The sequence below is a fragment of the Curtobacterium sp. SL109 genome, assembly GCF_026672405.1.
Classification (GTDB): Bacteria; Actinomycetota; Actinomycetes; order Actinomycetales; family Microbacteriaceae; genus Curtobacterium.
The window spans coordinates 3,383,584-3,407,842 of sequence record NZ_JAPPRB010000002.1 but is presented as its reverse complement, the minus strand read 5'-3'; the positions used below and the strand labels follow the sequence as shown (position 1 = coordinate 3,407,842).

23 protein-coding genes are annotated in these 24,259 nt (G+C 72.4%); 8 read left to right on the top strand and 15 right to left on the bottom strand.

Annotated features, from left to right (window positions below):
* Positions 1-15: 15 nt before the first annotated feature.
* The gene (locus OVA28_RS17565) at positions 16-1,347 is read right to left on the bottom strand and encodes a GNAT family N-acetyltransferase (RefSeq protein WP_268097888.1); all 1,332 of its coding nucleotides are present in this window, start codon (positions 1,345-1,347) and stop codon (positions 16-18) included.
* Between the two features lie 46 nt (positions 1,348-1,393).
* Positions 1,394-2,062, bottom strand: coding sequence for a hypothetical protein (locus OVA28_RS17560; RefSeq protein ID WP_268097887.1), 669 nt, complete (start codon positions 2,060-2,062; stop codon positions 1,394-1,396).
* A gap of 83 nt (positions 2,063-2,145) precedes the next feature.
* Between OVA28_RS17560 and OVA28_RS17555 the strand changes: the two genes are divergently transcribed.
* Entirely contained in the window at positions 2,146-2,550 is a 405-nt protein-coding gene (locus OVA28_RS17555) for a VOC family protein (protein WP_268097886.1), read from the top strand.
* An 81-nt stretch (positions 2,551-2,631) separates the two neighbouring features.
* Here the strand turns inward: OVA28_RS17555 and OVA28_RS17550 are convergent, their stop codons facing one another.
* The gene (locus OVA28_RS17550) at positions 2,632-4,155 is read right to left on the bottom strand and encodes a cryptochrome/photolyase family protein (protein ID WP_268097885.1); all 1,524 of its coding nucleotides are present in this window, start codon (positions 4,153-4,155) and stop codon (positions 2,632-2,634) included.
* A gap of 207 nt (positions 4,156-4,362) precedes the next feature.
* Positions 4,363-4,890: a hypothetical protein gene (locus OVA28_RS17545; protein ID WP_268097884.1), complete on the bottom strand. Its 528-nt coding sequence runs from the start codon at positions 4,888-4,890 to the stop codon at positions 4,363-4,365.
* A 152-nt stretch (positions 4,891-5,042) separates the two neighbouring features.
* On the opposite strand from OVA28_RS17545, the gene OVA28_RS17540 reads away from it, so the two are divergent.
* On the top strand, positions 5,043-6,632 hold the full coding sequence (locus OVA28_RS17540; RefSeq protein WP_268097883.1) for a Mur ligase family protein: 1,590 nt from the start codon (positions 5,043-5,045) through the stop codon (positions 6,630-6,632).
* Here the strand turns inward: OVA28_RS17540 and OVA28_RS17535 are convergent.
* The 4 genes from OVA28_RS17535 to OVA28_RS17520 form a co-directional block, all read right to left on the bottom strand.
* Positions 6,599-7,267, bottom strand: a complete 669-nt coding sequence (locus tag OVA28_RS17535; RefSeq protein ID WP_268097882.1) for a signal peptidase I — start codon at positions 7,265-7,267, stop codon at positions 6,599-6,601. The two genes, OVA28_RS17540 and OVA28_RS17535, sit on opposite strands and share 34 nt — an antisense overlap.
* Complete coding sequence (locus OVA28_RS17530) at positions 7,264-8,154, bottom strand: hypothetical protein (protein ID WP_268097881.1); 891 nt, start codon at positions 8,152-8,154, stop codon at positions 7,264-7,266. The genes OVA28_RS17535 and OVA28_RS17530 overlap by 4 nt, the downstream gene beginning before the upstream one ends.
* Positions 8,151-8,744, bottom strand: a complete 594-nt coding sequence (locus tag OVA28_RS17525) for a TasA family protein (RefSeq protein WP_268097880.1) — start codon at positions 8,742-8,744, stop codon at positions 8,151-8,153. Before OVA28_RS17525 ends, OVA28_RS17530 begins: the two co-directional genes overlap by 4 nt.
* A gap of 80 nt (positions 8,745-8,824) precedes the next feature.
* On the bottom strand, positions 8,825-9,379 hold the full coding sequence (locus OVA28_RS17520; protein WP_194661747.1) for an alternate-type signal peptide domain-containing protein: 555 nt from the start codon (positions 9,377-9,379) through the stop codon (positions 8,825-8,827).
* Positions 9,380-9,740: 361 nt separating this feature from the next.
* On the opposite strand from OVA28_RS17520, the gene pnuC reads away from it, so the two are divergent.
* The 5 genes from pnuC (at position 9,741) to OVA28_RS17495 (ending at position 12,730) form a co-directional block, all read left to right on the top strand.
* Complete coding sequence (gene pnuC, locus OVA28_RS17515; protein WP_194661748.1) at positions 9,741-10,406, top strand: nicotinamide riboside transporter PnuC; 666 nt, start codon at positions 9,741-9,743, stop codon at positions 10,404-10,406.
* 25 nt (positions 10,407-10,431) lie between these two features.
* On the top strand, positions 10,432-11,124 hold the full coding sequence (locus OVA28_RS17510) for a hypothetical protein (RefSeq protein WP_268097878.1): 693 nt from the start codon (positions 10,432-10,434) through the stop codon (positions 11,122-11,124).
* A 63-nt stretch (positions 11,125-11,187) separates the two neighbouring features.
* Positions 11,188-11,883: a hypothetical protein gene (locus tag OVA28_RS17505; protein WP_268097877.1), complete on the top strand. Its 696-nt coding sequence runs from the start codon at positions 11,188-11,190 to the stop codon at positions 11,881-11,883.
* A gap of 77 nt (positions 11,884-11,960) precedes the next feature.
* Complete coding sequence (locus OVA28_RS17500) at positions 11,961-12,401, top strand: chemotaxis protein CheY (protein WP_268097876.1); 441 nt, start codon at positions 11,961-11,963, stop codon at positions 12,399-12,401.
* Entirely contained in the window at positions 12,383-12,730 is a 348-nt protein-coding gene (locus tag OVA28_RS17495; RefSeq protein ID WP_268097874.1) for a winged helix-turn-helix domain-containing protein, read from the top strand. Before OVA28_RS17500 ends, OVA28_RS17495 begins: the two co-directional genes overlap by 19 nt.
* 78 nt (positions 12,731-12,808) lie before the next feature.
* Here the strand turns inward: OVA28_RS17495 and OVA28_RS17490 are convergent, their stop codons facing one another.
* Positions 12,809-14,020 (bottom strand): ABC transporter permease, encoded by a 1,212-nt coding sequence (locus OVA28_RS17490; RefSeq protein WP_268097873.1) that lies wholly within the window; start codon positions 14,018-14,020, stop codon positions 12,809-12,811.
* Positions 14,017-14,949 (bottom strand): ABC transporter ATP-binding protein, encoded by a 933-nt coding sequence (locus OVA28_RS17485; RefSeq protein ID WP_268097872.1) that lies wholly within the window; start codon positions 14,947-14,949, stop codon positions 14,017-14,019. The genes OVA28_RS17490 and OVA28_RS17485 overlap by 4 nt, the downstream gene beginning before the upstream one ends.
* A 109-nt stretch (positions 14,950-15,058) precedes the next feature.
* On the opposite strand from OVA28_RS17485, the gene OVA28_RS17480 reads away from it, so the two are divergent.
* Entirely contained in the window at positions 15,059-15,676 is a 618-nt protein-coding gene (locus OVA28_RS17480) for a hypothetical protein (protein ID WP_268097871.1), read from the top strand.
* A 152-nt stretch (positions 15,677-15,828) separates the two neighbouring features.
* Here the strand turns inward: OVA28_RS17480 and OVA28_RS17475 are convergent, their stop codons facing one another.
* The 5 genes from OVA28_RS17475 to OVA28_RS17455 form a co-directional block, all read right to left on the bottom strand.
* On the bottom strand, positions 15,829-17,061 hold the full coding sequence (locus OVA28_RS17475; protein WP_194661857.1) for an alpha-hydroxy acid oxidase: 1,233 nt from the start codon (positions 17,059-17,061) through the stop codon (positions 15,829-15,831).
* 86 nt (positions 17,062-17,147) lie between these two features.
* Positions 17,148-18,641, bottom strand: a complete 1,494-nt coding sequence (locus OVA28_RS17470; protein ID WP_268097870.1) for a rhamnulokinase — start codon at positions 18,639-18,641, stop codon at positions 17,148-17,150.
* Position 18,642: 1 nt separating this feature from the next.
* Complete coding sequence (locus OVA28_RS17465; protein ID WP_268097869.1) at positions 18,643-20,730, bottom strand: bifunctional aldolase/short-chain dehydrogenase; 2,088 nt, start codon at positions 20,728-20,730, stop codon at positions 18,643-18,645.
* Between the two features lie 4 nt (positions 20,731-20,734).
* Positions 20,735-21,907 (bottom strand): L-rhamnose isomerase, encoded by a 1,173-nt coding sequence (rhaI, locus tag OVA28_RS17460; protein ID WP_194661758.1) that lies wholly within the window; start codon positions 21,905-21,907, stop codon positions 20,735-20,737.
* Between the two features lie 49 nt (positions 21,908-21,956).
* Entirely contained in the window at positions 21,957-24,254 is a 2,298-nt protein-coding gene (locus OVA28_RS17455) for a family 78 glycoside hydrolase catalytic domain (protein ID WP_268097868.1), read from the bottom strand.
* Positions 24,255-24,259: the final 5 nt, after the last annotated feature.

The following is a 24,259-nucleotide window of genomic DNA, read 5'->3' as shown; positions in this document are numbered from 1 at the left end:
TCTGCCCCCCGCGCCTCAGAAGTACGTGATGCCGTGCGGCGTCCGCGGGGGCAGCAGCATCGCGCGGAGCCGGAGTGCGGCCTCGTCCGACGCCCGGAGCAGCCCGGCGGCGGCGAGCGTCACCGGGGACACCGAGCCGATCAGCAGCGCACCGAGGTCGGCCACGTCGAGCGCGACGTCGACACCGGCCCCGTCGACCTCGCTGAGGACGTCGGACGACAACCGCGTGACCGTGCCCGCGCCCGACACGACGTCGAGCCGGTACGTGCCGGTGGCGAAGCCCATCGCGTCGGACACCGCGAGGGTCACCGAGCCGTCGACCGCGTACGGCCGCGAGGACAGCGTCGCCGGGACGTCGAGCACGCGCAGCCAGACGTGGTCCTCCTCGTGGTCGACGTCGTACGCGCGGTTGTCGGCGAGCGCGGCCACGATCGGGTCGTCGAGCCGCGAGCGCTTGTACTGCACCACGTCGTTGAGGTCGATCGAGAGCAGGAACTCCCACATCGAGAGGTAGGCGGCGTCGTCCGTGTACACGAGGTCCACGACCTCGACGGTGGTCTCGCCGCCCGAGTCCTTGACCCTCCAGGTGACGTAGCCGTCGATCTCGTCGGTGCCCTCGGCCCGGTGCACGGCGCCGCGGACGTCCTTCGCCTTCTCGCCGTCGCCGGTCAGCGCACCGAAGACGACGGGCCACGTGCCGGAGTTGCGGACCATGGAGCCGGGCGTGCGCTCGTGGAAGCGGTCGAAGACGCCGCGTCCGACGCCGTCGGCCAGCCAGGCCAGCGGCACGACGGTCACGGTGCCCGAGGTCGGTGCCAGGAACGGCAGCGCCCGGTTCCGTCGGACGCTGACGGCCCGCTCGCGGATCGCGCTGCCGAAGCCGAAGCGTCGGTAGATCGTGCCCTCGGACGCGGTGAGCGAGGCGAGCGCGTAGCCCTGCTCGACACCGCGGGTCAGGGCGTGCGTCATCATGGCGCGGAGGATCCCGCGGCGACGCTCGGTCGGTCGGACCGTCACCCCGGTGATGGCCTGCGTGTCCACGCGTGCACCGTCGCCCCAGCTCAGCCCCTTGCGGAGCCAGGTGAACGTGCCGACGGGCCAGGTCTCGTCGACGGAGCCCGGGAAGGGCTCGCGGAGGTACACGCCGAGGAAGGTCTCCCCGTCCTCGACGAAGTCCGCCGCCATGCGCGCGGCGGACTCGTGCGACAGGGTGCCCTCGTGGAAGCCCATGCCCACGGCGTCCATCCACGGAGCGGTGCGGGCGTCGGGTGCCCCGTCGGCATCGGTGCCTGGGGTGAACTCGCGCAGGTCGAAGCGGTCGCTGAAGTCGTCGTTGATCGGTGCCACGCTCCGACCCTATCGGGGCGGTGTCCGGCGGACCGAGGGACCAGGGTCAGAGCGTGGCGACGACGAGCCACGCGACGAGCGAGAACCCCGCAGCGCGCAGCACCGACGCCGCGACCGGCTGCCGGCGCCACGTCGCGACGAACTCGGCGACCGCCGCGGCGAGCGCCGTCAGCGTGACCACCACGACGATGCCCGGGAACGGGTGTCCGACGACCCCGGCGCCCACCTGGTGGAACGCCACGATGCCCCACGGCACGATCCCGACCGCCGACCCGAGCCCGAGTGCCACGCGGGACCCGTCGGTGGACCGCTCGTCGCGCTGCTGGACCACCGCGAACAGCACCCCGGCCGACGCCAGGGCGTAGACGCCGACCAGTGCACCGACGTCCCGGACGCCGTTGAGCTGCGCGACGACGAACAGGGTGATCGGCGTGGTCAGCAGCGGGTCGAGCGCACCGGACCACCACGCAGGCGACGCGCCGGACGCCGACGGCAGCGCGCCGGACCGTGCTGGCAGCGCCCATGCCGCGGCCGACAGCGCGAGCACCACGACCATCGCGACGCCGAGGCCCACGTGCGAGAGCGTCCGGGTCGGCAGGCCGTCGAGCGTGACCGTCACGGCCCGCACGGTGCGCTCGCCGAGCAGGACCACCAGCAGCGCGCCGACTGCCTGGACGCCCATCAGGATGCTGATCGTCCTGCTCCGTGCGCCCATGTCTCCAGAGCCTGCCAGGTGGAGCAGGTGAGCGCGCACGGCGGGACCTTGACCAGCACGCCGGACCCGAGGACGATCACCGCATGAGCCTCTTCATCACCTGTCCCGTCGAGAGCGTCGAGCGCGCGACGGCCTTCTACCGGGCCCTCGGCTGGACGCTCGACCCCGCGATGTCGGGCGAGCAGGCCTCGTGCTTCGCCATCGCGCCGGAGCAGTACGTCATGCTCACCAGCCGCGAGCTGTACGCCAGCGTCGGCGGGTCCGAGGAGCTCGTGGGCGGACCGGACACCCCGTCGAAGGTCACCGTCTCGTTCGACCTCGACAGCCGTCAGGTGGTCGACGACCTGGTCGAGCGCGCCGCAGCAGCCGGTGGGCGGGTCGGCGACACCGACGAGTACCCGTTCATGTACCAGCGCCAGTTCGACGACCCGGACGGCTACCACTGGTCGCCGTTCTGGATGCACCCGGAGCCGTCTGCGGCGCCCTGACCGCACGGACCACCGGCCGGGAGGCCCGGTGCCAGCCCGCACCGAGCCTCCCGTCCGGTGGGTGGTCGCGACCGTGCGCCGTCACGGCATGCGCCGGGCGGCCTCCTGGGCCACGACCTGCTCGCGGTCCGGCATCTGCCGGAGCTGCTGCAGCGGCCGCGTCATGCGGGTGTTGCCCCGGAGCGCTGGCTCCGCCCGGTCGAGGAACGCCCAGTACCCGGCGGTGAACGGGCAGGCGTCCTCGCCCAGCCGTTCCGTCGGGTCGAACCGGCAGCCGCCGCAGTGGTCCGTCATCCTGTCGATGTAGCGCCCGCCGGCCGCGTACGGCTTCGTGGCGACGACCCCGCCGTCCGCGTGCTGCGACATCCCGATGATGTTCGCCGGCATCACCCAGTCGGTGCCGTCGACGAAGACGTCGGTGAACCACTCGGTCAGCTCCACGGGGTCCCAGCCCCGCTGGAGCGAGAAGTTCCCGAGGACCATCAGCCGCTGGATGTGGTGCAGCCAGCCGTGGTCCCTGGCGTCGTCGAGCGCGGTGGACAGGCAGACCGCGTCCACCTCGGACGAGTCGAGTTCGCGCCACCAGCGGGGGAGCGAGGACCCGTTCGACGGTCCGCCGTTCCGCGGCCGGTCCTTCCGCGGTCCGTCGTTCCGCGTCCCGAGTGCCGACGCATCGGCGCCGTACTCGTCCCCGAGCCACCAGTAGAGGTGCCAGACGTAGTCGCGCCAGCCCGCGACCTGTCGGACGAAGCCCTCCACACTGCCGATGGGGGCGCCGCCGTCCTCGTACGCGCGGACCGCTGCCGTGACCGCGTCGCGCGGGTCCAGCACGCCGAGGTTCAGTGGCACGCTCAGCAGCGAGTGCGCCATCGTCCGGTCGTTGGTCAGGACGGCGTCCTCGTACGGTCCGAAGTCGCCGAGCCGGACCTCGAGGAAGTCGTCGAGCGCTGCTCTGGCCTCGTCGGCGGTGACGGCGAAGCGGCGGCGGTCGTCCCGTCCGACGAACTGCACGACACCGTCGCGCTCCCACCGGTCGAGGTCCTCGCGCACCTCGGCGTCGACCTCGTCCTCCGTCGGTGACCACGGTCCGGGCAGCCCGAGGGTCGTCGCGCCGCGCGGCGGGGACTGCCGGTTGTCGGCGTCGTGGCTGAAGACGCCGCCGACCGGGGCGGTGCCGTCCATCAACCAACCCTCGCGACGGCGCACCTGCTCGTAGAAGGCCTCCATCAGGAACCGCCCGCCACGGCCGCGGGCCCAGGCGGCGAAGTCGTCCTCGGAGGTGACGAACCCGCGGCTCGGCAGGACCGTCACGCCGTGCTCCCGCACCTGCCGGCGGAGAGTCCGGGACGGCGGGTCCACGACCTCGAGGTCGTCCTGTCCGGCGAGCACATCCTCCAGTCGGAGGACCTGGACGTGGTCCGCCCGGTCGCCGAGCTCCCGCACCCGGTGTCGGAGGGCGCTCAACCACAGGTGTGCCTTGGCTCGGTGCACGGGGCGGGCGGTGAAGAACTCGCGGGCCTCGACGACGACCGCGGGGCCGCCGTCGTCGAACAGCGGGCCGTACTGGCCGGGGAGCACGAGACGGCGGCGTGGCGAGTCGGTCACCTCGCGGACGCTACGCGGTCCGCCCGCGTGCCGCTGGGCTGGTGGATGCGCCGAGTGGTCAGGACACCCCGCGTGCGCGTCGTCGAGTGGCCGAGAACGGTCGGGCCGACGGCTCTGGACCGACGGTTCGCGACCGTTCGCCGGACGTGCGCGGGGAGTCGTGACCGGTCGGGCGGGCGGTGTGCGGGGCTGGGAGGGGTGGGGCGGTCAGTCGGTGGCGCCTGCGGGTGGGTCGACCAGCAGCGCGACGCGGTCGGTCAGGTAGTCGACGAGGGGGACGGCAGCGCCGGAGGTCGGCGACCACCGGACGAACGGCTCGTCGTCACGCACGAACAGCACCCCGTCGCCGTCGACCAGCGCGTCGTCGAGGGGGATCGGTGTCGCGCCGTGGTTCACCGTGTCGCCCGCGTCGAAGCGACCGCGGACGGCTGCCGCGCGGTAGGCACGACGGGTCTCGGCGGACACGGACACGAACTGCGCCCGCCCGGGGTCGGTGACGCGGGTGATGGTGCCCGTCGCCCAGACCCTGCCCCCGGTCTCCAGGGAGGACCCGATCAGCAGGGCCCCGACCCGCCAGACCCGACCGAGCGGGCGCATCGTCGGCTCGCGGCGGACGCCGAGCACCGCCTTCGGCCGGACGTACTCGCCGAGGGCCTCGTCCCGGACACCGGCGGTCCGCAGTCGTCGGGCGGCGTCGTCGAGCAGTGCCTGCGCCCGTGCCACACCGTCCGTCACGTCCCCAGAGCCTAGACGCGGGGGTCCGGCACGGGCCGCAGTGAGCAGGCGGGGTACGTGCGACTGGACCGGTACGCGGACGGGACGGCGTTCCATGAACGGGCAGCGTCGCCCGCTCCGGGGACGCCGACCCGACGACGAGGGACGTCCCAGTGCCCCACGCATTCGACCCCGAGCACCTCCGCCCTGTCAGCCTGCGCGCCGTCGCCGACGCGGTCGGAGGCACCGATGTCCGAGGCACCGCGGTCGGACGCATCGCCGTCGGAGCCACCGCGCCGGGGCGCGACGTCCTCGTCACGGGGATGACGGTCAGCACCGGGGACGCCCGGCCCGGCGTGCTCTTCGCGGCCCTGCCCGGACGCCACGGACACGGGGCGGACCACGTCGAGGCCGCCCGTCGAGCGGGTGCCGTCGCGGTCCTGACCGACGCCGCCGGGGAGCCGACCGCGACCGCGAGTGGACTGCCCGTCGTCGTGGTGCCCGACGTCCGGGGCGTCCTCGGTGCCGCTGCCCGCGCGGTGTACGGCACGGGCGACCTCGGTGTCCCGATGCTCGGGGTGACGGGCACGAACGGCAAGACCTCGACCGTGTACGTGCTCGACGCGCTCATGCGTCGGCTGGGGTGGCCCACCGCGCTCACGTCGACCGCGGAACGCCGGGTCCGGGACGACGCCGTCGCCGCGCGCCTGACCACCCCGGAAGCGCCGGAGCTGCACGCCTTCCTGGCCCGGGCCGCCGAGCAGGGCGTCCGGGGCATCGCGGTGGAGGCCAGCGCGCAGGGCCTCAGCCGCCACCGGCTCGACGGCGTGCGGTTCGACGTCGCCGGGTTCACGAACCTCAGCCACGACCACCTCGACGACTACGCGGACATGGACACGTACCTCCGGGCGAAGGCGGCGCTGTTCACCCCGGAGCACGCGCGCCGTGGTGTGGTCTCGGTGGACAGCGCCGCGGGCCGGACGATCGTCCGGGACGCCGGCGTCCCCGTCGAGACGATCACCTCGCTGCCCGAGCAGGACGCGACCTGGCGCGTGGCCGTGCTCGACCAGCGCCTGGACGGCACGCGCTTCCGCCTGACCGGGCCGGACGGCACGGACATCGTCACCGAGGTGCCGCTGCTCGGCCGGCACATGGCGGCGGACACCGGCCTCGCGATGGCGATGCTGATCCGCGCCGGGGTCGGTCCCGAGCGCCTCCGAGCCGCGGTGGGCGACCGGCTCGAGGTCGTCGTCCCCGGTCGGATGTCCGACGCCTCGGCACCGACCGGCCCGCGGGTGTTCGTCGACTTCGCCCACACGCCCGACGCCTTCGCGAAGAGCCTCGAGGCGGTCCGTGCCGTCGCCCCCGCGCGCGTGGCGATCGTCCTCGGCGCCGACGGCGACCGGGACCCGACGAAGCGACACGGCATGGGCGTCGTCGCGGCGACCGCGGCCGACGTCGTCGTGGTCGCCGACCACCACCCCCGCTTCGAGGACCCCGCCCCGATCCGCGCGGCGATCCTGGCCGGCGCGCGGTCAGTCGGGTCGGAGGCGCTCATCGTCGAGGAACCCGATCCGGCGACCGCGATCCGGACGGCGCTCGCCGCGATCGGTGACGACGGGGTCGTCTACTGGGCGGGACCGGGACTCACCGACTACCGGGACGTCCGCGGGGAGCACGTGCCGTACTCGTCGTTCGAGGACGCCCGCATGGCGCTCGCCGAGGCGGGTCACCCGGCGGAGGACACCGTCCCGTGCGGCTGACCCGTCCGCCGGTACCCGGCGACGTGCCGAGGACCTGAGCGGCGTGCGCGGCGACGACGACGCCGGGATCCCGAGACCGTGCCGGCGATGATCATCACCGCGCCGTAGGTGAGCAGCACCGGGGCGATCGTCGGGACGAGCCAGCTGCGCGACCCGTTGACGAGCTGGTTGACCCAGCCGATCCCGGGGACGCTGTACCAGACGACACCGCGCACCTGCGCGGGCACCACCGCTGCCGCGTCCGCGACGGCGTTGTTGTCGCCCTTGAGCACGAAGCTCCTGGATCCGTCCGACGCGGTCGCGATCGACACGACGCGGTGGCTGACGACCTCGGGCTGCCCCGACGCGATCTGGTAGGTCACGACGTCCCCCACGTGGATGTCGTCGACCGGGGTCGGCCGGACGACGAGCAGCGTGCCGGGGGGCAGCGTCGGCTCCATCGACTGCGTCAGGACGGTCAGCGGCGTGGACCCGGTGGCCTTCGGGACCACGATCACCACGAGGGCGACCCCGACGACCGCGAGCAGCAGCCCGGTGCTCAGGCCCAACGCGATCGCGTGCAGTGCCGCCCGCCAGCCGGTGCGCGGGCGCGGGGCCGGACGTCGGGTCGAGTCCGGACGTGGGGTCAGGGTCAAGCGCCGCATCGGATCGCCGCTCCGTCGTTCTGCGTGAACAGGGTCACCGGTCCGCTGCCGGCGACCGTCGAGGTGGGTGCACCGGTGCTGTCGACCACCTTGACCACGACGGTCGAGGTGCCGGCGGGGATCGACGACGGGAAGTCGGACGGCGCGAGCTGGATCGAGCCGGAGTAGTCCTGCGACGTCTTCCCGACCATCGTGTCGCCGACGTAGGCCGCGTACCAGGTCTCGGTCGGACGCGACGACGCCGGCCAGGTCAGGTCGACGTAGTTGCCGTCGTGGTCGGTGCACGTCGTGGCGGGGGACGCGGTCGTCGCCGCGGAGGTGTTCAGGTAGAACCCGCCCGAGACCGGAGCGGAGACCCAGGACCCCCAGCTCGTCGTCAGGGTGACCCGGATGTTGGCCGTCGCCGGGGTCGGCGCGGACGCCCGCGGCGTGCTCCTGGTGCACCACACCACCTCGGTGTGGGCGGCGAGCGTCGTGGTCATGCTCGGCAGTGACGCCCAGGTGCCGGTGACCGATCCGCTGCCGACGGGCGCGCCGTCGGTGCAGTCCGCCGTCGTGGGGACCGGCCAGGCGACGACGTCGATGGCCTGCGCGAGCGCGAGCGAACTGTCACTCGTGACACTGACGGAGGTCGTCGTGGTTCCCCGCAGGTTCTCCGAGTTCATCAGCGTCAGGGGCTTGGTCAGGGAGGTGACCGTGCTGGAGAACGTCGTCGTCAGGTCCTCCGCGCCCTTGATCCCGGCGGCGACCTTGCCGATCGTGGTGCTCGACGTCGCCTTCGCGGACGCGGTCCAGAGCGCCCACGCGGCACTCGAACCGCCGACGACCAGCGCCAGGCTCAGCAGCGCGGCGAGGAGCACGCGGACCCGGCGGCTCACGGCGCGACCTGCGTCCCGGTCACGGTCATCGTGAAGTCGGTCACGGCGCCCGACACGCTCTGCGGCGCGTCCATCGACAGCAGGATCTCGATGCAGCCCATGCCGGAGGCGCCCGGGGGCAGGGTGTAGTACCCGCTGCCGGTGTCGAAGGTGGCGAGCGGACCGGTCGCACCGGAGATGCCCGCATGGCACTCCGCCGCCGAACCGACGGACGCGAGCCGCAGGGTCTGCGCGCCGAGGACGACGTCGTCGGTGGTGTCGGCGTAGGACACCTTCGTCGCGGTGATGGCCACGCGCATCGAGAGCGGGACCGTCCCCGTGTTCCGCACGGTGAACGTCCCCGTCGTGCTCGACCCCGGCCCGATCGCCGTCTGGTACATCGGTGACAGCGGGCTCACGGTCAGCGTCGCCGTACCGGAGCGCACGACCGACGACTTCGTGTTCGCCGAGGCGTTCCACAGGGCGTAGGTCCCGCCGGTGCCGAGCACCGACGCGACCACGGCGACCGCCAGGGCGAGCGCGGTGGCCCACACCCAGCGGTGACGCGACGGCGCGCGGTGGCGACGTCGTGATGCGGTCGAACTGGTCATTTCCCGTCACCCCCCGGTGGACGTGGTCGTGGTGGTGGAACCGGCGCGGTCGACGGATCAGGGACCGACCGCGCCGGTGATCAGGAGCCGATCGCGGTCTGCGTCAGCGTGAACGCGAGTGCGCCGACGTTGACGGAGCCGTTCTGGCCCGTCGTGGCCGACGAGGGCAGCTCGATCGTGAAGACGACCTTCACGGCCGAGGTGCCGGCGGCAGGGGAGACCACGAAGGTGTTGGTCGAGGAGGTCGACTGCACGACCGACGCGCTCGACGAGGTGACCGCGAGGGTCTTCGTCGTCGCGGCGATCAGGCCGGAGTCGCCCGTGATGCTCTGGTTCGCGTAGGTCAGGTTCGCCTTGAGGTCCTGGCCGGTCGCGGCGATGTTGAGGGTCTGCGTGAACTGGTACTTGTTGCCGGGCACCATGAGCACGGACGCGGGGTTGATCGTGGCGGAGCGGCCGTTCGTCAGGTCGGTCCACACGCCGTCGTTCGCAGCCGTGAGGGTCAGGGTGCCGGAGCTGATGGACGACGCGGCGCTGGAGGCGTTGGCGTTCCAGAGCGCGAAGCTGCCCGCCCCTCCGAGGAGGAGCGCGATGCCGGCGGCGCCGGCGAGGGCACCCGTGACGATCTTGTGCATGGTGGATCCGTTCCTGCGCTGGAGGGAGCGCTGAGGCCGCCGGCACGGTGGTTCGGGTTGCGTGCAGGCGGGACGGTGTCATCGACCCCGTGGTACGAGGGTCGCGGCTGACCGGTGCCGAGCGGGACCGCCGGGCTCCGGAGCTCAGGGCGGCTCGGGCGGGCTGGATTCCGTCTGACATCGACGCTACCGGTCCCCCAAAGTGCTGACAACAAAGATGATGCGTCTGAATGGACCCAAAACGGGGGTGATTTTCGTCCCCAGGAGTGCCGACGCGATCTGTACCCCGTTTCGACGGACATCCCGGAGGAATGCCCACCAGACCCATACGGTTGCATCGACCGGAATCGAGGAGGGGACCATGGGCATCGTGCGCTGGTTGTTCGACGCGCAGATCGTCATCGGGGACCAGACGGTGCTCTGGCGCGAGGTGATCGGCAACGTCTTCGGGCTGCTCAGCGCGCTCGGCGGGATGCGTCGACGCATCTGGGCCTGGCCCGTCGGCATCGTCGGCAACGCCCTGCTCTTCACGGTCTTCATGGGCGCGCTCTTCGACACCCCGAACCCCGTCAACCTGCTCGGGCAGGCCGGCCGCCAGGTGATGTTCATCATCGTCAGCGTCTACGGCTGGTACCGCTGGACGCACCGCCCTGCGGAGTCGGTCACCGTGATCGACCCGCGCTGGGCCTCCTGGCGGACACGCGGGCTCCTCGTGGTCGCCCTGGTCGGTGGCACGGCGCTGCTCACGCCCGTCTTCCGCGCGCTCGGGTCCTACGAGCCCGTCTGGTCCGATGCCTGGATCTTCGTCGGGTCCCTGCTCGCGACGTACGGCATGGCGAAGGGCTGGGTCGAGTTCTGGTTGATCTGGGTCGCCGTCGACCTGGTCGGGGTGCCGCTGCTCTTCTCGGCCGGGTACTACGCCTCCGGGCTGATGTACGTCGTGTACGGCGTCTTCACCCTCACCGGGTTCTTCGTGTGGATGCGGCAGCGCACCCGTCCGTCCGCTGCCCCGGTCACCGTCGGCTGACCACCGCAGGGGGCATGATGACGGCATGACCGAGGCAGCCGTCGTCACCGGGTGGCGCGTGTACCGCGCGCGCCGCACCGAGTTCCTCGACGCCGCGCGCGTCCGGCGGCGCACCCTCGTCTGCGGCCTCGTCGCCGCGGTGCTCGGCACGGTCGGCGTCGTCGCGCAGCTGCTCTGGCAGGCCGTGCTGGAGGCGCCGCTCGCGCTGGCCCTCGTCGGGATCGTGGCGTTCGCCGCCGCCGTGGGCTGCCTCGCCGCCACCTTCCTGCGGACGGCGTCGACCCCGGCCACCCTCGAGCCCGCGGCCCTGACCGGCGACTGGCGACGCTCCGAGCGCATCGGTCAGCAGTTCGGCCCCCGAGCGCCGGCGATGCTCCCCGAGGACCGCGACGAGGTGCTGCGACGTGCCGAGGCGTCGGCGGGCGCTGGCGTCGTCGTGTTCGACCGGACGCGCTGGCTCCCCGTCGGGTGGCTCGTCGCATGGGTGGGCCTGCTCGTCGTCGGGCTCGCGTCCACCGACGAGCTGGTCCTCCTGCTCCTGCCGCCCGTGTTCGCGCTGCTCCAGTCGTCGACCGCGATCACCGCACTGCTCGGCCTGGGTCGCGCCGACGCCGCCCGCCGCCGTGCCGAGGGGATGCCCTCGTACGACCCACCGCCCGCCGCACCCACCAGGAACCGCGACCCCCGCGGCTCGAAGCTCGGCCTGCCCGAGGCCTGAGCGCGCGAGCACCCCCCGCACTGGGACACGACGCAGCCCCTACCTGTGCGATGGGATGTCCGAGTGCAGACACTCACCGAGGGACTCTCCGACGGGACGCTCGACGCCGAGCAGCCGTTGCCAGAACAGACCATCGCCGAGCGCCTCGTCCGTGCCGCGATCCGCGCCTACCGGCTGCACCCGTTCAACGACGTCGACGCCGCGGTCGTGGCGGACGTCGCCGGGCTCCCGCTCGACGCCGTCTCCCGCGCGTTCCCGACGTGGGACGCGCTGCTGCTCGTGACGTACGACCACTGGACGGCGATGCGCAGTTCGACCCGTCGCCGGACCCCCACCTGCACGGTCGAGCACGTCCGGCAGATGCTCGCCGAGGACGTCGCCGACCCGGGCCGCGTCCGGGTGCTCGCCGGCGTCATCAACATGGCCGGTGCCGGCACGAGCTTCGCCGACCTGTTCCGGAAGCGCTACCAGGACTACGTCGTCGGGCTCACCGTCGGCCTGCAGCGGGACGTCGACGCCGGCATCGAGTCGATCGTCATCGCGCCCGAGCGTGCCGCGACGCAGCTCCTCGCCGTCTACGAGGGCCTGCAGATCCAGATGCTCGTCCGTCCGCACCTCGACGCCCTGACGGAGTTCGAGCACGCCGTGCGGGCGCTCCGCGAAGGCTGGCGTCGGCGCCACGTGCCGGCGTGGGACCTCGGCTCCGTGCCGGCGTGGGACCTCGGCTCGGTGCCGACGTCCCCGATCCTCCCGGCCTGACCTCCAGTTCCTCCCCGAGAAAGCACTTGCCAAAACGGAAAGTGCTTGCCAGACTGGTGGCAACGGGAGGGAACACCATGACCGACACCACCACCACCGGCGGCATCGACCCGACGGGCGCACGCGAGCTGCTCGACCGGGCGGACCGCATCAGTCGCCGCGCGCACGACGCCGTGCGCTGGCCGTACGTCACCTTCATCACGGCCCTCGGGGTCGCGACCTCGCTCGGCACGCTGGCGATGGGGCTCACGACGGGCACCGCGTTCGCCGCGGTCTACGTCGGCACGCTCGCGGCGCTCGTCGCGCTCGTGATCGGCTTCATGCTGGCGATCCGCGGCCGTTCGGCCTTCGCCAGCAGCCGGCGCTGGACCGTCTACATCGCCAGCTGGGCCGTGACCTACTGCGCCGCGATCGCGGTCGTCGGCTGGGTCCACGGCTCGGTGCTGTGGTCCGGCGTCACGTCCGGCCTGGTCCTCGTCGTCGCGCTCGTCTGCGCCGCGTGGGAGTCGCGATCGTGACGCTCGAGCAGGGCACCCACCCGCGGCACCGCCTCGACGACCTGCTGCAGAACGCCGTGCGGTTCTCGATCGTCGCCGCACTCGACCGCGCCGGGACGCTCGGCTTCCGCGAGGTCCGTGACGCCGTGGAGGTCACCGACTCCGCCCTCAGCAAGCAGGTGGCAGCGCTCGAGGCCGCCGGGTACGTCGCCGTCGGCAAGGCGTTCGTCGGCAAGACCCCGCGGACCTCGTTGACGCTGACGCGCGACGGTCGCGCCGCCTGGCGCGGCCACCTGGACGCCCTGCGGCAGATCGCGGGCAGCGACCAGGAGTCGCCCGGTCACCACTGACGGACAGGAGGCCCGGTGCCAGCTGGCACCGGGCCTCCAGTCGGTCACCGGGTCGCGGCGCGGCGGTGCCGTGACCGGTCAGGAACGTCGCCAGGACGCGATCTGGCGCAGCGTCACCTTGGAGCCGTACTGGGCGACGGAGTGCCGGAACAGGTACTGCGCGAACCAGAGCAGCAGGACCGCGACGCCGAAGACCTCGACGATGCAGACGACGGACTCCAGCGGGGACAGCGCCCCGACGGCGTTCCGGACCATCGCGGTGACCGGCGTGAACGTGGGGAAGTACGTGAAGAACGCCACGACCGGGCTGGTCGGGCTCGTCATCACGAAGAACGCCGCGTACACGGGGATGATCAGCGCGAAGATCGCCGTGGACTGCAGGGCGGAGGCGTCCTTGATCGAGGGGACCGCGGCGCCGACGGCGACGAACAGCGCCGAGGCGAGCAGCACCCCGCCGACGAGCAGCAGCGCACCGACGAGCATCCGCCACGGGTCGATCGTCACGGGGCCGACCCGACCGGCCAGCAGGGGGACCACCACCACGAGCGACAGCAGTCCCGGCACCATGAAGACGCCGATCTGCACCAGGCAGACGAGCAGCATCGCCACGACCTTGCCGCGGATGAGGTCGCCGGCGGTCACCGTGGTCAGGATCATCTCGGAGATCCGGTTCTCCTTCTCCTCGACGACGACCGTCACCATGCGGGCGGCGAGCAGGATCACGAGCCCGAAGAACGCGGCGACGTAGAGCAGCGGCGGCACGATCGACAGCCACCCGGGCGCGACCCGGCCGTCGGCGTACGCCGTGACGTCCGCGCTCGGCGGTGACCGGAGGAGCGCCACGGCCTCGGGGTCGTCGACGTCCGCGGCCACGCTCTGCTCGAGGACGCGCTGCGCCAGCGACGCGTACGCGTTGTTCTCGAACAGGCCGCGGTCGGTCGCGGTGACCCGGATCGACTCGGTCGAGGGCGTCGCCGGGAACACGACGAGGGCCTCGAGCCGCCCGGCGACGACGTCCGCCCGGTCCCCGGACTCGTCGTCCGACGGGGTCCCGCCCCAGCGCGCGGCGACGGACTCGGAGACGAGCCCCGAGCGGTCGACGTAGTGGAACGGGGTCTTCGTCGCCGAGGCCCGCGAGAGCGCGGAGTCGGTGCCGGCGGCCTGCCCGACGCCGACCAGCAGTGAGACGAGGACGACGACCAGGGGCAGCGCGAGGGTGCCGATCCAGAACGCGGGCTTCTTGACCGCGCGGGTGAACTCGAACCGGATGACGGTGCCGATGCGGCTCATCGTGTGCTCCTGGCGGTCTCGTCGACGAGGGCGTCGTGGCCGTAGACCTGGACGAAGATCTCGTCGAGGGGGATCTTGCGCATCTCGAAGCCGCTGACGTGCACGCCGGCGCCGACCAGCGCGGCGAGGATGTCCGACCCGTCCGGTGCCGCGCTCGTCGACGGGACGAGGTAGGCGACGTGGCCCTCGTGCCGCGCGAGCTTGTAGAGGGGGGAGCGGGGCACCGGTCCGCTCAGCGACACCTTGGCGACCGCTCCGCCGAAGGCGTCCTGCACCTCGGAGATGGTGCCGTAGGCCGCCGCGTCCCCGTCCTTGAGCAGCAGGATCCGGTCGCACAGGCGCTCGACCTCGTCCATGTGGTGGGTCACCAGGACGACCGTGGCGCCGTCGGCCTTCCGCTCGTCGACCAGGTCGAGGAGCAGCCGGCGGTTCACCGGGTCGAGGCCCTTCGTCGGCTCGTCGAGGATGAGCAGGCGCGGACGGTCCATGATCGTGATGCCGAGCTGGACCTTCTGCTGCTGCCCGCCGGAGAGCTTGTCGACCCGGAGCTTGGCCTTGTCCGCCAGGCCGACACGGGCCAGGTAGTCCATCGACCACGCGGTCGCGGCCGGGCGCTGCATCCCGCGGAGCGCGGCGAAGTACGTCATCACGTCGAGGACGGACTCCTTGCGGTAGAGCCCACGCTCCTCGGGCAGGTAGCCGATCCCGCCGGTGGCCGGACGGTAGGGGCGCCCGTCGATCGTCAACGTGCCCGACGTCGGCGCGGTGATGCCGAGGAGCGCCCGGATCGTCGTCGTCTTGCCGGAGCCGTTGCTGCCGAGGAGCCCGAAGGTCTCACCGGGGGCGACGTCGAACGACAGACCGTCCACCACGGCACGGTCCCCGAACCGCATCACGAAGTCCTGCACGCTGATGCTCGCCCCGGCCATGGAGCCCCCTTCTCGCTCCGCTGACCCTACCGGCCCCGTGTGTGGCCCACCCTCCCAGGCACCCCCGACCCGGGTCGGGCAAGCTCGTCCTCGAATGAGAGGACCTCACATGGACCGCATCCGGCGTCTCCCGCTCCCGGCACTGCTGCCGATCATGTTCGTCGTGGTCGGCGGCGCCTACTTCGCCATCGGCTTCGTCACCGGCTTCGTCACCGGGCACACCGGCGAATCGATCGCCGACCGGCTGGTCTCCGCATTGATCTACGCCGCCGTCCTCACGATCGGCTTCGGAGTGCTCGTCGCCGTCCGTCGCCGGAAGGCCGGCGGGGCGGACGAACTCAGCCGTATGCAGCGGGCGTTCAAAGCCGGGACGGTGCCGCCCGCCGTGGATCCTGCGGTCTGGATCCCCATGTTCGAGAAATGGCGACGGCAGTACCGCCGGAACAGGTGGTTCGGCCCGGTGGTCTTCGGTCTGTTCACTGCGCTGGGAGTGTGGCTGGCGGTCACGGAGCGTCCGGTCTGGTGGCTGTACGTGGCATTGTTCCTCGGGCTCGTCGTCTGGTCTGTCCTGGCAACCCCGCGTGCGCTCCGGAAGATCGACGCCATGCTCGAGGAACTCCGTCGTCGCCCGATCACCTCGGCCCCCGCGGGCTCGGCACCCGGGACGCCGCAACCCACCGCCGGCGCCGCCTGGACCCTGCCCGGCGACGAGGCACCCAGACCGTAGGACTCGTCCGGGGCGGTGACGGATCCGGTTCGCGATCCTCGGGGGTGGAGAACCCGATCCGTCACCGCCGAATCTGAACGCCGTCGTCCCGCCAGCGCCGCCGCCGGAGCCGCCGCCAGCGTCCCGGCCGGCCGGCCCAGCCCGGACCGGGCTCAGCGGGGGATCGGCGCCAGACGCTGCAGCTGGGTGACGTGCCCGGGCTCGAGCTCCTCCAGGGACGCGACGCCGAGCAGCCGCATGGTCCGCTCGATCTGCTCGGACAGGATCTGGATCATCCGGTCGACGCCTGCCTCGCCCCCGGCCATCAGGCCGTAGAGGTACGCCCGACCGACCATCGTGTACCGGGCGCCGAGCGCGACGGCGGCGACGATGTCCGCGCCGGACATGATGCCCGTGTCGAGGTGCACCTCGGTGTCCATGCCGACCTCCTTGACCACGGCGGGCAGCAGGTGGAACGGGACCGGCGCGCGGTCGAGCTGGCGTCCGCCGTGGTTCGACAGGGTGATGCCGTCGACGCCCATCGCGGCCAGGCGCTTGGCGTCCGCCAGGGACTGCACGCCCTTCACGACGATCCTGCCCTTCCACTGCGTGCGGATCCACGCGAGGTCCTCGTAGGTGACGGTCGGGTCGAACATGTGGTCGAGGAGCTCCCCGACGGTGCCGGACCAGCGGTCGAGCGAGGCGAACGCCAGCGGCTCGGTCGTCAGGAAGTCGAACCACCACCACGGGCGCGGGATGGCGTTGACGATGGTCTTCACGCCGAGCTGCGGCGGGATCGAGAACCCGTTGCGCTTGTCGCGGAGCCGCGCTCCCGCGACGGGCACGTCGACGGTGACGAGGAGCGTGTCGAAGCCGGCGGCCTCGGCGCGCGACACCAGCGCCATCGACTTCTCGCGGTCCTTCCACATGTACAGCTGGAACCAGTTGCGTCCGTGGGGGTTGGCGTCGCGGACGTCCTCGATCGCGGTGGTGCCCATCGTGGACAGGGCGAACGGGATGCCCGCGCGGCCGGCTGCCCGGGCCCCGGCGCGCTCGCCCTCGGTCTGCATCATCCGCGTGAAGCCGGTGGGGGCGATGCCGAACGGGTACGCCACCGGAGCGCCGAGCACGTCCCAGTCGGTGCGCACCGTCGACACGTCCCGCAGCACCGCCGGCGTGAACTCGATGTCCTCGAACGCCTGCCGCGCCCGGGCCAGGGAGATCTCGGCCTCGGCGGCGCCCTCCGTGTAGTCGAACGCGGCCCGCGGGGTCCGCCGCTCCGCGATCGCCCGGAGGTCCCAGATCGTCAGGGCGTTCTCGAGCCGACGGCGGCGGGCGTTGAGGTCCGGCTTCCGGAACTGCATGAGCGGCGCGAGGTCGCGGATGGTCGGCAGCTGCCGCTTCATCGGGGTCCGCGCGCTCGACGGTGTGCCCGGGGTCGCTGCCGGTGCCCCGGTCGCGGGGTCGACGCGGTGCTGGTCGTCGGTCGAGGTCATGCGGACGTCCTCTGTCTCGTGGTGGGTCGATGTGCTGGGTGCCCTGGTCGCGGACTGTACCGGACGGGTTCGACGGTCCGGGCGACCACCGCTCGGAGTGCTTCGAGCGACGCCCCGCCCAGGCCGGCGAGCCCGACGGCCCGCGCCTGGACCAGGACGTTGCCGAGTGCCGTGGCCTCCACGGGTCCGGCCAGGACGGGCAGGCCCGTCCGGTCGGCCGTCAGCTGGCAGAGCAGGCGGTTCTGCGAGCCACCGCCGACGACGTGCACCTGCCGGACGTCCTTCCCCGTGACCGCGCTGATCGTCCGCAGGGTGTCGGCGTACGCCGCCGCGAGGGACTCCAGGATCGACCGCACGACCTCGGCACGGCCCACGGGAGCCGGGAGCCCGTGCTCGGCGCACCAGGCGGCGATCCGCGCCGGCATGTCGCCCGGCGGCGTGAACGACGCGTCCGCCGGGTCGAAGACGGGGACCTGGGTGGCGACGGCCGCGGCGGCGGCGAGCAGGGCCTCCAGGTCGGTCGTGGAGCCGTCCCGCTCCCAGGTCCGGACGCTCTCGGACAGCAGCCACAGGCCGGACACGTTCTTCAGGAACCGGACCCGGCCGTCGACGCCGCCCTCGTTCGTGCAGTTCGCCGCGCGGGCCGCCTCCGTGAGGACCGGCGCGTCGAGCTCGACGCCGACGAGCGACCACGTGCCGGAGGAGATGTAGGCCACGTCGTCGTCGGTCGCGGGGACCGCGACGACCGCGCTCGCGGTGTCGTGCGAGCCGACGAGCGTGACGTGGGCAGCGTGTCGACCGGTCCCGGTGCCGACGGCGGCCGCCACGGACGGCAGCAGGGGGCCGAGTCGGTCACCCGGGTCACGGAGCGGGGCCAGGAACCCGGACGGGAGGCTCGCCGCGGCCAGCAGGGTCGGGTCCCAGTCGCGCGTGGTCGCGTGCAGCAGACCGGTCGTCGAGGCGTTGGTGCGCTCGGCGGCCTCGACCCCGGTGAGCCTTGAGCCGAACAGGTCGGCGACGAGGAGCGCTCGGTCGGCACGGCCGCGCGCTGGGTCGGCCGCGAGCTGGAACAGCGTGTTGAACGGCAGGTGCTGCAGGCCGTTCCGGGCGTAGAGCTCGGCAGCGCCGATCCGGGCGTGCACGATCCCGACGCCGCGCTCGTGCCGGTCGTCGCGGTAGTGCACCGGTGGTCCGAGCAGCCGTCCGTCGCGGAGCAGGCCGTAGTCGACCGCCCACGAGTCGATCCCGATGCTGGCGAGGCCCGGGTGGCCTCCGAACGCGCCGCGGAGCCCGTCGAGCACCTGGCGCTCGAGCTCCTCGACGTCCCAGTGCAGGGTGTCCCGGCCACCCTCGGTCCGGGTGACGGGGCCGTTCGGGAACCGGGCGACCTGCTCCATCCGGACCCCGTCGGCGTCCACGTGCCCGACCACCACGCGCCCGCTCGTCGCGCCGAGGTCCACCGCCGCGACGCTGCCGCCCGAGGTCACCACGTCACCGGAGGAACGCGGCGGCCACGCCCGCGTCGACGGGCACGTGCAGCCCGGTGGTGTGCGAGAAGTCCGCCGTGCAGATCGCCGCGACGGCGTTCGCGACGTTCTCGGGCACGACCTCCCGCTTGAGGATCGTGCGCTGCGCGTAGAACGCGCCGAGGTCCTGCTCGTCGATGCCGTACGTCGCCGCACGGTTCGCGCCCCAGCCGCTCGCGAAGATGCCGGAGCCACGGACGACCCCGTCGGGGTTGATGCCGTTCACGCGGACCCCGTGTTCGCCGAGTTCGGCCGCGAGGAGCCGGACCTGGTGCGCCTGGTCGGCCTTCGTGGCGGAGTACGCGATGTTGTTCGGTCCCGCGAACACCGAGTTCTTCGACGAGATGTACACGATGTCACCGCCGAGCCCCTGTTCGATGAGCACCTTGGCGGCCGCCTTCGACACCAGGAACGAGCCCTTCGCCATGACGTCGTGCTGCAGGTCCCAGTCCTGTTCGGTGGTCTCGAGGAGGCTCTTGGACAGCGAGAGCCCGGCGTTGTTCACGACGAGGTCCAGGCCGCCGAAGTGCAGCAGCGTCTCCTGGACCGCCCGCTCGACGGCCGCGGCGCTCGTGACGTCGGCGGCGATGCCGATCGCTCGGTCCGTGTCGCCGATCTCGGCAGCGGCGGCCTGGGCCTTCCCGAGGTCGAGGTCCGCGATGACGACCGCGGCGCCGTCGGCCGCCAGGCGCGTCGCGATGGCCTTGCCGATGCCCGACGCGGCCCCGGTCACCAGGGCGATGCGCGTCGCGAGCACCTTCGGGGCGGGCATCCGCTGGAGCTTCGCCTCCTCGAGCGCCCAGTACTCGATCCGGAACTTCTCCGCTTCGTCGATCGGGGCGTAGGTGCTCAGCGACTCGGCGCCACGCATCACGTTGACGGCGTTCGTGTAGAACTCACCGGCGACCCGCGCGGTCTGGGCGTCCCTGCCGTAGGAGAACATCCCCACTCCTGGCACCAGCACGATGAGCGGGTCGGCGCCGCGGATGGCGGGGGAGTCCTCGTCGGCGTGGCGGTCGTAGTAGGCCTGGTAGTCCGCGCGGTACTGCTCGTGGAGTTCGTGCAGGCGCCCGATCGCGTCCTCGACCGACGCACTCGCGGGCAGGTCGAGGACGAGCGGCTTCACCTTCGTGCGCAGGAAGTGGTCCGGGCAGCTCGTGCCGAGGGCGGCGAGTTCCTCCGCCCGGGCCGACGCCAGGAAGTCGAGGACGACGTCCGTGTCGGTGAAGTGCCCGACGACCGGCTTGTCGTGCCCCGCGATGCCGCGGATCGTCGGGGCGAGGGCAGCGGCACGTGCCCGGCGCTCCTCGGTCGGCAGGGCCTGGTACCCGGGGCGCACGGGGCCGAACGGCTCGGGTCGCCCGTTCGCGGCGATGTACCGCTCGGCGGTGTCGATGATCCAGCGGGAGTTCGCCTCGGCCTCGTCGCTCGTGTCGCCCCACGCCGTGATGCCGTGGCCGCCGAGGACCGTGCCGATCGCCTCGGGGTGGTCCCGCTCGACGGCGGCGATGTCGAGCCCGAGCTGGAACCCCGGACGACGCCACGGCACCCAGACGACCTTCTCGCCGAAGATGCGCTCAGTCAGGGCCGGGCCGTCCGCCGCGGTGGCGATCGCGATGCCGGCGTCCGGGTGCAGGTGGTCGACGTGCGGGGCGCGCACGAGGGCGTGCATCGCGGTGTCGATCGACGGTGCTGCGCCGCCCTTCCCGAACAGGCAGTGGTCGAACGCGGCGACCATCTCGTCCTCGCGCTCGATGCCCGGGTAGACGTGCTGCAGCGCCCGGACCCGGTCGAGTCGCAGCACGGCGAGGCCCGCCGGGGTGAGGGTGCCGAGGTCGCCCCCGGAGCCCTTCACCCACAGCAGCTCCACCGGTTCGCCAGTCACCGGGTCGGTCGCGGTGCCCGTCGCGGACGTGTTGCCGCCGGCGTAGTTGGTGATGCGCGGGTCGGAGCCGAGCGCGTTCGAGCGCGCGACGAGTGCCGCGACCGTCGCGTCTGCGTCGGTGCCGTGCGCTGCGGGGTCCACCCGTGCCTCCAGGTCGTTGATCGACATGTCCCTACGCACCCCAACCGGCCTGGACGCCACCGACGCGGTCGGTCGCGATGGACTGCTGGTAGCCGGAGTCGAGGTAGGCGCGCATCGGGTTCGCCGGCAGGCCGCGCGACTCGCGCCAGGCCGCCAGGTCCTTCCGGACGTCGGTCTGGAACGCGTCCATGAAGACCTCGTTCGCACCGAGCACGTCGTGGGCCTCCTGGGCCGCGGTCAGGGCCACGCGGTCCAGGAGCAGCGCGCGGGCCGTCATCTCCTGCACGTTCAGCACCGACCGGATCTGGCCGGGGATCTTGTCCTCGACGTTGTGGCACTGGTCGAGCATGAACGCGACGTCGGCGTTGTCGTACCCGCCGCCACGGATGACCTCGACCAGGATCCGGAAGAGCTGGAACGGGTCGGCAGCGCCCACGATCAGGTCGTCGTCGGCGTAGAAGCGGGAGTTGAAGTCGAAGCTCCCGAGCTTCCCGAGGCGCAGCAGCTGCATGACGATGAACTCGATGTTCGTGCCGGGGGCGTGGTGCCCGGTGTCGAGGCAGACCATCGCCTTCGGGCCGAGGGCGCTCGTCTGCACGTAGCTGGTGCCCCAGTCCGGCACGTCCGTGTGGTAGAACGCCGGCTCGAAGAACTTGTACTCGAGCACCAGACGCTGGTCGTCGCCGAGGCGGTCGTAGATCGTGCTGAGCGACTCGTGCAGGCGGTCCTGGCGTTCGCGCATGTCGGCCTGGCCGGGGTAGTTCGACCCCTCCGCGAGCCAGATCTTCAGGTCGCGGCTGCCGGTGGCGTCCATCACGTCGATGCAGCGCAGGTGGTGGTCGATGGCCTTCTGCCGGACGACGGCGTCCGTGTGGGTGAGCGCGCCGAACTTGTAGTCGTCGTCCTGGAACGTGTTCGAGTTGATCGTCCCGAGCCGCACGCCGTGCTCCTCGGCGTGACGGCGCAGGTCGGCGAAGTCGTCGACGAGGTCCCACGGGATGTGCAGCGCGACCGTCGGGGCGAGCCCGGTGTACCGGTGCACCTGGGCGGCGTCGGCGATCTTCTCGTACGGGTCCCTCGGGGTGCCCGGCGTGGTGAACACCTTGAAGCGGGTGCCGGAGTTGCCGAAGGCCCATGACGGCAGTTCGATCTGCTGGCGTGTCAGTTGGTCGGCGATGCCGGCGAAGCTCGGGGTGGATGTCATCGTGTCACTTCCTCGTGTGCGAGTGGTTCGTGCTGCTGCGGCCGGGACATCAGGGCACCGGGACCGCCGCCGGCGCCCGCAGCTCGTGGGTGCCGCCCGTCAGGCGCTGCTCCTCGAGCCCGGGCAGACGCACCACCGCGGTCACGCCCTCCGGCACGGTCACCCGCACCAGGAGTGCCTCGTCGTCCAGCTCCCACCGCACGGCGACGTGCCCGTGCACGGTGTCGAGCGTCGTCTCCGCCCACGTCAGCCCACCACCGGGCTGCGGCGCGACGAGCACCGTCTCGTACCCGGGCGTCAGCGGCGCGAGGCCACCGACCACCCGGTGCATCCAGTCCGCCACGGCACCGAGTGCGTAGTGGTTGAACGAGGTCATCTCGCCCGGGTTGATCGTGCCGTCGGGCAGCATCGAGTCCCAGCGCTCCCACACCGTCGTCGCGCCCATCGTCACCGGGTAGAGCCACGACGGGCACTCCGTCTGCAGCAGCAGCCGGTACGCGTCGTCGAGGTGCCCGGTCTGCGTCAGCGCGTCCGTGATGAAGGGCGTCCCCGCGAAGCCCGTCGAGATCCGGTACCCGGACTCGGCCGCCAGCTCGGCGAGCCGGTCGCCCGCCGCACGGGTGTCCTCGTCGGAGAGGATCCCGAACACGATCGCCAGCGCGTAGACCGTGGTGCAGTCCGACCTGATCCGGCCGTCCGTCACGTAGTGCTCCCGGAACGCGGCCTGGAGGCTCGCAGCCATCTCCCGGGCCTCGTTCGCCTCCGCCTCGTGGCCGGGGAGCAGGGCGCCCGCCTCGGCGACGAGGGTCGCCGACCGGAACGCGCAGACCGTCGCGACGACGCCGGGGTCGGCCTTCGCCTTCGCGGCGTCCTCCGGCGGGGCGTCGGGGTCGAGCCAGTCACCGAACTGGAAGACCGTGTCCCAGAGCCCCTGCGGCGAGAGGTGGTCGCGGATCCGGCGGAGGTGCGCCGTCATCGAGTCGAACTGCTCCTCGAGCACCGCGGTGTCGCCGTACGCCTGGTACAGCGTCCACGGCACCCAGACCCCGGCGTCCGACCAGATCGCGGTGGCGTCGGGGACGCCGAAGTCCTCGGCGGGGGAGTACTTGAGCACGTCCGGCACGACGAACGGGATGACCCCGTCGGCGTGCTGCTGCTCGAGCCACACGTCCCGCAGCCAGTCGCCGAGGAACGCCCGGGTGTCGAACAGGTACGACGCCGTCGGGGCGAACGCGGCGATGTCGCCCGTCCACCCGAGTCGCTCGTCGCGCTGCGGGCAGTCCGTCGGGACGCTGAGGAAGTTGCCCTGCATGCCCCGCACGACGTTCTCGTGGAAGGTGTTGAGCAGGTCGTGGCTCGACGTGAACGTGCCGGTACGGGTCAGGTCGCTGCCGACCTGCACGGCGGTGACGGCCGCGCGGAGGTCGTCGAGTGAGCCCGGCCACCCGTCGACCTCGGCGTACCGGAACCCGTGGAAGGTGAAGCGGGGCTCGAACACGTCGGGGGCGTCGGCGCCGCTGCCGCTCAGGGTGACGTGGTCCGTCGCCTTCGCCGTGCGCAGGGGTCGGGTGCCGAGCTCGTCGTGCTCGAGCACCTCGGCGTGCCGGAGCGTCAGGACCGTGCCGGCGGGGCCCGATGCCGTGACCCGGACCCAGCCGACCAGGTTCACGCCGAAGTCGACGAGCGTGGCGCCGGACGGGCTCGTCCAGACGTCGACCGGGGCGATCTCCGCGAGGGGCCGGACGGGTGGCACGGTGTCGGCGACGAGCTCGCGGTCGCCGATCGACACGGTGTGCACGCCGGCCGCGTGCTCGAGCTGCCCCGGGTGCTTCCACGTGGTGTCGTCGACCCGGGCGTCGACGTCCTGGCCGTCGTAGAGCTGGTCGTCCGTGATCGGGCTCGGCAGCGCCTGCCAGTCGGTGTCCGTTGCGATGGTCTGCTCGTGGCCGTCGGCGAAGGTGACGTGCAGTTCGGCGAAGCCGGCGCGTTCGTCTGTGTACCAGCCGCCGCCACCGCCCCAGGCGAGCCGACCGGCTGCCCAGCCGCGGCCGAGGACCAGGGCGAGCACGGTGGCGCTGCCCGGTGTCGTGGTCAGGTGCTCGGTGACGTCGTGCGAGACGACGCGGATGCGCCACTCGTAGCTCGTCCACCCGGGTTCGAGCAGGTGGTCCGAGACGCGGGTGCCGCCGAGCCAGGCCTCGACGACGCCGAGGGCGCTGACGTCGAGGGTCGCCGCGGTCACGGCGCCGTGACCTGCGTCGAGGGTGAACTCCCGACGGAGGATCGGCGCGCTGCCGAAGGCGGCGTCGTCGTCGGCCGCGATGAAGGGTGCGGTCCAGGTGGTCATGGTGT

What these genes read in the sequence shown, in the direction of transcription:
- OVA28_RS17560 (WP_268097887.1), bottom strand. Translation starts at nt 2,062, where the DNA reads ATGGGCGCACGGAGCAGGACGATCAGCATCCTGATGGGCGTCCAGGCA.
- OVA28_RS17555 (WP_268097886.1), top strand. Translation starts at nt 2,146, where the DNA reads ATGAGCCTCTTCATCACCTGTCCCGTCGAGAGCGTCGAGCGCGCGACG.
- OVA28_RS17525 (WP_268097880.1), bottom strand. Translation starts at nt 8,744, where the DNA reads ATGACCAGTTCGACCGCATCACGACGTCGCCACCGCGCGCCGTCGCGT.
- OVA28_RS17520 (WP_194661747.1), bottom strand. Translation starts at nt 9,379, where the DNA reads ATGCACAAGATCGTCACGGGTGCCCTCGCCGGCGCCGCCGGCATCGCG.
- pnuC (WP_194661748.1), top strand. Translation starts at nt 9,741, where the DNA reads ATGGGCATCGTGCGCTGGTTGTTCGACGCGCAGATCGTCATCGGGGAC.
- OVA28_RS17510 (WP_268097878.1), top strand. Translation starts at nt 10,432, where the DNA reads ATGACCGAGGCAGCCGTCGTCACCGGGTGGCGCGTGTACCGCGCGCGC.
- OVA28_RS17500 (WP_268097876.1), top strand. Translation starts at nt 11,961, where the DNA reads ATGACCGACACCACCACCACCGGCGGCATCGACCCGACGGGCGCACGC.
- OVA28_RS17490 (WP_268097873.1), bottom strand. Translation starts at nt 14,020, where the DNA reads ATGAGCCGCATCGGCACCGTCATCCGGTTCGAGTTCACCCGCGCGGTC.
- OVA28_RS17485 (WP_268097872.1), bottom strand. Translation starts at nt 14,949, where the DNA reads ATGGCCGGGGCGAGCATCAGCGTGCAGGACTTCGTGATGCGGTTCGGG.
- OVA28_RS17480 (WP_268097871.1), top strand. Translation starts at nt 15,059, where the DNA reads ATGGACCGCATCCGGCGTCTCCCGCTCCCGGCACTGCTGCCGATCATG.
- OVA28_RS17475 (WP_194661857.1), bottom strand. Translation starts at nt 17,061, where the DNA reads ATGAAGCGGCAGCTGCCGACCATCCGCGACCTCGCGCCGCTCATGCAG.
- OVA28_RS17465 (WP_268097869.1), bottom strand. Translation starts at nt 20,730, where the DNA reads ATGTCGATCAACGACCTGGAGGCACGGGTGGACCCCGCAGCGCACGGC.
- rhaI (WP_194661758.1), bottom strand. Translation starts at nt 21,907, where the DNA reads ATGACATCCACCCCGAGCTTCGCCGGCATCGCCGACCAACTGACACGC.
- OVA28_RS17455 (WP_268097868.1), bottom strand. Translation starts at nt 24,254, where the DNA reads ATGACCACCTGGACCGCACCCTTCATCGCGGCCGACGACGACGCCGCC.